The sequence below is a fragment of the Priestia sp. HNGD-A6 genome (assembly GCF_045784335.1).
In the GTDB taxonomy this organism is placed as follows: domain Bacteria; phylum Bacillota; class Bacilli; order Bacillales; family Bacillaceae_H; genus Priestia; species Priestia zanthoxyli.
In genome coordinates, this window is sequence record NZ_CP138621.1 from 2,730,001 (window position 1) to 2,735,000 (window position 5,000).

Sequence of the window (5,000 nt, forward strand, 5' to 3'; positions counted from 1 at the left end):
CCTTCGCCACTGGTGTTCCTCCACATCTCTACGCATTTCACCGCTACACGTGGAATTCCGCTTTTCTCTTCTGCACTCAAGTTGCCCAGTTTCCAATGACCCTCCACGGTTGAGCCGTGGGCTTTCACATCAGACTTAAGAAACCGCCTGCGCGCGCTTTACGCCCAATAATTCCGGATAACGCTTGCCACCTACGTATTACCGCGGCTGCTGGCACGTAGTTAGCCGTGGCTTTCTGGTTAGGTACCGTCAAGGTACGAGCAGTTACTCTCGTACTTGTTCTTCCCTAACAACAGAGTTTTACGACCCGAAAGCCTTCATCACTCACGCGGCGTTGCTCCGTCAGACTTTCGTCCATTGCGGAAGATTCCCTACTGCTGCCTCCCGTAGGAGTCTGGGCCGTGTCTCAGTCCCAGTGTGGCCGATCACCCTCTCAGGTCGGCTATGCATCGTTGCCTTGGTGAGCCGTTACCTCACCAACTAGCTAATGCACCGCGGGCCCATCTGTAAGTGATAGCCGAAACCATCTTTCAATCATCTCCCATGAAGGAGAAGATCCTATCCGGTATTAGCTTCGGTTTCCCGAAGTTATCCCAGTCTTACAGGCAGGTTGCCCACGTGTTACTCACCCGTCCGCCGCTAACGTCTTAGAAGCAAGCTTCTAATCAGTTCGCTCGACTTGCATGTATTAGGCACGCCGCCAGCGTTCATCCTGAGCCAGGATCAAACTCTCCGAAGAAATGTTTGACTTGCTCAATTTAAAAAATAAAAATTAACGTTGACGTTTGTCGCTTTGTTCAGTTTTCAAAGTTCAAAATTCCGATTGGTGGAGCCTAGCGGGATCGAACCGCTGACCTCCTGCGTGCAAGGCAGGCGCTCTCCCAGCTGAGCTAAGGCCCCATAAATGGTCGGGAAGACAGGATTCGAACCTGCGACCCCTTGGTCCCAAACCAAGTGCTCTACCAAGCTGAGCTACTTCCCGTTTATGGCGCGCCCGAGAGGAGTCGAACCCCTAACCTTTTGATCCGTAGTCAAACGCTCTATCCAATTGAGCTACGGGCGCTTATTAAAATGGTGCCGAGGGCCGGACTTGAACCGGCACGGTAGTCACCTACCGCAGGATTTTAAGTCCTGTGTGTCTGCCAATTCCACCACCCCGGCAGGACTTATATATGTGGAGCGGAAGACGAGGTTCGAACTCGCGACCCCCACCTTGGCAAGGTGGTGTTCTACCACTGAACTACTTCCGCACATATATGAAATTAAGTAAAGATGCGGGTGAAGGGACTTGAACCCCCACGTCGTAAGACACTAGATCCTAAGTCTAGCGCGTCTGCCAATTCCGCCACACCCGCGTGTGAATATAAATGGTGAGCCATGAAGGACTCGAACCTTCGACCCTCTGATTAAAAGTCAGATGCTCTACCAACTGAGCTAATGGCTCGAAAAACTGGTGCCGGCAAGAGGACTTGAACCCCCAACCTACTGATTACAAGTCAGTTGCTCTACCAGTTGAGCTACACCGGCAAATGGTGGAGGATGACGGGATCGAACCGCCGACCCCCTGCTTGTAAGGCAGGTGCTCTCCCAGCTGAGCTAATCCTCCGATATAAAAGCCTGGCAACGTCCTACTCTCACAGGGACAAAGTCCCAACTACCATTGGCGCTAAAGAGCTTAACTTCCGTGTTCGGTATGGGAACGGGTGTGACCTCTTCGCTATCGCCACCAGACATATTATATTATACATGATTTAAAAAAGAAAGCAAGACTTTTTTGAAAAGTTTTGTTCTTTCAAAACTAGATAACAGGTTGCTGAGTAAAGCTTACGCTTTTAAAGTTTGGTTAAGTCCTCGATCGATTAGTATCAGTCAGCTACACATGTCGCCACGCTTCCACCTCTGACCTATCAACCTGATCATCTTTCAGGGATCTTGCTAGCTTGCGCTATGGGAAATCTCATCTTGAGGGGGGCTTCATGCTTAGATGCTTTCAGCACTTATCCCGTCCACACATAGCTACCCAGCGATGCCTTTGGCAAGACAACTGGTACACCAGCGGTGTGTCCATCCCGGTCCTCTCGTACTAAGGACAGCTCCTCTCAAATTTCCTACGCCCACGACGGATAGGGACCGAACTGTCTCACGACGTTCTGAACCCAGCTCGCGTACCGCTTTAATGGGCGAACAGCCCAACCCTTGGGACCGACTACAGCCCCAGGATGCGATGAGCCGACATCGAGGTGCCAAACCTCCCCGTCGATGTGGACTCTTGGGGGAGATAAGCCTGTTATCCCCGGGGTAGCTTTTATCCGTTGAGCGATGGCCCTTCCATGCGGAACCACCGGATCACTAAGCCCGACTTTCGTCCCTGCTCGACTTGTAGGTCTCGCAGTCAAGCTCCCTTGTGCCTTTACACTCTACGAATGATTTCCAACCATTCTGAGGGAACCTTTGGGCGCCTCCGTTACATTTTAGGAGGCGACCGCCCCAGTCAAACTGCCCACCTGACACTGTCTCCCGGCCCGATCAGGGCCGCGGGTTAGAATTTCAATACAGCCAGGGTAGTATCCCACCGACGCCTCCACCGAAGCTAGCGCTCCGGCTTCTCAGGCTCCTACCTATCCTGTACAAGCTGTACCAAAATTCAATATCAGGCTACAGTAAAGCTCCACGGGGTCTTTCCGTCCTGTCGCGGGTAACCTGCATCTTCACAGGTACTATAATTTCACCGAGTCTCTCGTTGAGACAGTGCCCAGATCGTTACGCCTTTCGTGCGGGTCGGAACTTACCCGACAAGGAATTTCGCTACCTTAGGACCGTTATAGTTACGGCCGCCGTTTACTGGGGCTTCGATTCAGAGCTTCTCCCAAAGGATAACCCCTCCTCTTAACCTTCCAGCACCGGGCAGGCGTCAGCCCCTATACTTCGCCTTGCGGCTTCGCAGAGACCTGTGTTTTTGCTAAACAGTCGCCTGGGCCTATTCACTGCGGCTCTCTCGGGCTATACACCCTACCAGAGCACCCCTTCTCCCGAAGTTACGGGGTCATTTTGCCGAGTTCCTTAACGAGAGTTCTCTCGATCACCTTAGGATTCTCTCCTCGCCTACCTGTGTCGGTTTGCGGTACGGGCACCTCCCGCCTCGCTAGAGGCTTTTCTTGGCAGTGTGGAATCAGGAACTTCGGTACTATAATTCCCTCGTCATCACAGCTCAGCCTTTATGATGAGCGGATTTGCCTACTCATCAGCCTAACTGCTTGAACGCGCATATCCAGCAGCGCGCTTACCCTATCCTACTGCGTCCCCCCATTACTCAAACGGCGGGGAGGTGGTACAGGAATATCAACCTGTTGGCCATCGCCTACGCTTTTCAGCCTCGGCTTAGGTCCCGACTAACCCTGAGCGGACGAGCCTTCCTCAGGAAACCTTAGGCATTCGGTGGACAAGATTCTCACTTGTCTTTCGCTACTCATACCGGCATTCTCACTTCTAAGCGCTCCACCAGTCCTTACGGTCTGACTTCACAGCACTTAGAACGCTCTCCTACCACTGACATCAAAGATGTCAATCCACAGCTTCGGTGATACGTTTAGCCCCGGTACATTTTCGGCGCAGAGTCACTCGACCAGTGAGCTATTACGCACTCTTTAAATGGTGGCTGCTTCTAAGCCAACATCCTGGTTGTCTAAGCAACTCCACATCCTTTTCCACTTAACGTATACTTGGGGACCTTAGCTGGTGGTCTGGGCTGTTTCCCTTTTGACTACGGATCTTATCACTCGCAGTCTGACTCCCATGGATAAGTCTTTGGCATTCGGAGTTTGACTGAATTCGGTAACCCGTTGGGGGCCCCTAGTCCAATCAGTGCTCTACCTCCAAGACTCTCACAACATGAGGCTAGCCCTAAAGCTATTTCGGAGAGAACCAGCTATCTCCAGGTTCGATTGGAATTTCTCCGCTACCCACACCTCATCCCCGCACTTTTCAACGTGCGTGGGTTCGGGCCTCCATTCAGTGTTACCTGAACTTCACCCTGGACATGGGTAGATCACCTGGTTTCGGGTCTACAACCACATACTAAACGCCCTATTCAGACTCGCTTTCGCTACGGCTCCGCCTTATCAGCTTAACCTTGCATGGGATCGTAACTCGCCGGTTCATTCTACAAAAGGCACGCCATCACCCGTTAACGGGCTCTGACTACTTGTAGGCACACGGTTTCAGGATCTCTTTCACTCCCCTTCCGGGGTGCTTTTCACCTTTCCCTCACGGTACTGGTTCACTATCGGTCACTAGGTAGTATTTAGCCTTGGGAGATGGTCCTCCCAGCTTCCGACGGAATTTCACGTGTTCCGCCGTACTCAGGATCCACTCAAGAGGGAACGAAGTTTCAACTACAGGGTTGTTACCTTCTTCGACGGACCTTTCCAGGTCGCTTCATTTACTTCGTTCCTTTGTAACTCCGTATAGAGTGTCCTACAACCCCAAGAGGCAAGCCTCTTGGTTTGGGCTAATTCCGTTTCGCTCGCCGCTACTCAGGAAATCGCATTTGCTTTCTCTTCCTCCGGGTACTTAGATGTTTCAGTTCCCCGGGTCTGCCTTCAATATCCTATGTATTCAGATAAAGATACTGTTCCATTACGAACAGTGGGTTTCCCCATTCGGAAATCTCCGGATCAAAGCTCACTTACAGCTCCCCGAAGCATATCGGTGTTAGTCCCGTCCTTCATCGGCTCCTAGTGCCAAGGCATTCACCGTGCGCCCTTTCTAACTTAACCATTAGCGAATAAATGGTACAACATAATGTTGTGTTATTTATTGGTTTGATTAAAGAAAAGTTTCACTTTTCCTCAGCAATTACTGTTATCTAGTTTTCAAAGAACAATTGGTGGAGCCTAGCGGGATCGAACCGCTGACCTCCTGCGTGCAAGGCAGGCGCTCTCCCAGCTGAGCTAAGGCCCCATTCGTTTAAATATATATGGTGGGCCTAAGTGGACTCGAAC

Annotated in this window: 11 tRNA genes and 3 rRNA genes (2 of these 14 only partly in view); all 14 read right to left on the reverse strand. The window is 51.5% G+C overall.

What is annotated here, in order from left to right:
* Positions 1–739: ribosomal RNA gene (locus SCI76_RS13855) — 16S ribosomal RNA — on the reverse strand (it extends 813 nt beyond the left edge of the window).
* 85 nt (positions 740–824) lie between these two features.
* Positions 825–900, reverse strand: a tRNA-Ala gene (locus SCI76_RS13860).
* Between the two features lie 5 nt (positions 901–905).
* Positions 906–982 (reverse strand) — tRNA-Pro (locus SCI76_RS13865).
* A gap of 4 nt (positions 983–986) precedes the next feature.
* Positions 987–1,063 (reverse strand) — tRNA-Arg (locus SCI76_RS13870).
* Positions 1,064–1,072: 9 nt separating this feature from the next.
* Positions 1,073–1,161, reverse strand: a tRNA-Leu gene (locus tag SCI76_RS13875).
* Positions 1,162–1,175: 14 nt separating this feature from the next.
* Positions 1,176–1,250 (reverse strand) — tRNA-Gly (locus SCI76_RS13880).
* 23 nt (positions 1,251–1,273) lie between these two features.
* Positions 1,274–1,355, reverse strand: a tRNA-Leu gene (locus tag SCI76_RS13885).
* A 13-nt stretch (positions 1,356–1,368) separates the two neighbouring features.
* Positions 1,369–1,444: transfer RNA gene (locus tag SCI76_RS13890), tRNA-Lys, on the reverse strand.
* A gap of 7 nt (positions 1,445–1,451) precedes the next feature.
* A tRNA-Thr gene (locus tag SCI76_RS13895) sits at positions 1,452–1,527 on the reverse strand.
* Positions 1,528–1,530: 3 nt separating this feature from the next.
* Positions 1,531–1,606: transfer RNA gene (locus SCI76_RS13900), tRNA-Val, on the reverse strand.
* A 9-nt stretch (positions 1,607–1,615) separates the two neighbouring features.
* Positions 1,616–1,731 (reverse strand): 5S ribosomal RNA (rrf, locus tag SCI76_RS13905).
* Positions 1,732–1,839: 108 nt separating this feature from the next.
* Positions 1,840–4,775 (reverse strand): 23S ribosomal RNA (locus SCI76_RS13910).
* A 108-nt stretch (positions 4,776–4,883) separates the two neighbouring features.
* Positions 4,884–4,959: transfer RNA gene (locus SCI76_RS13915), tRNA-Ala, on the reverse strand.
* Positions 4,960–4,976: 17 nt separating this feature from the next.
* Positions 4,977–5,000, reverse strand: a tRNA-Ile gene (locus tag SCI76_RS13920) (it continues 53 nt past the right edge of the window).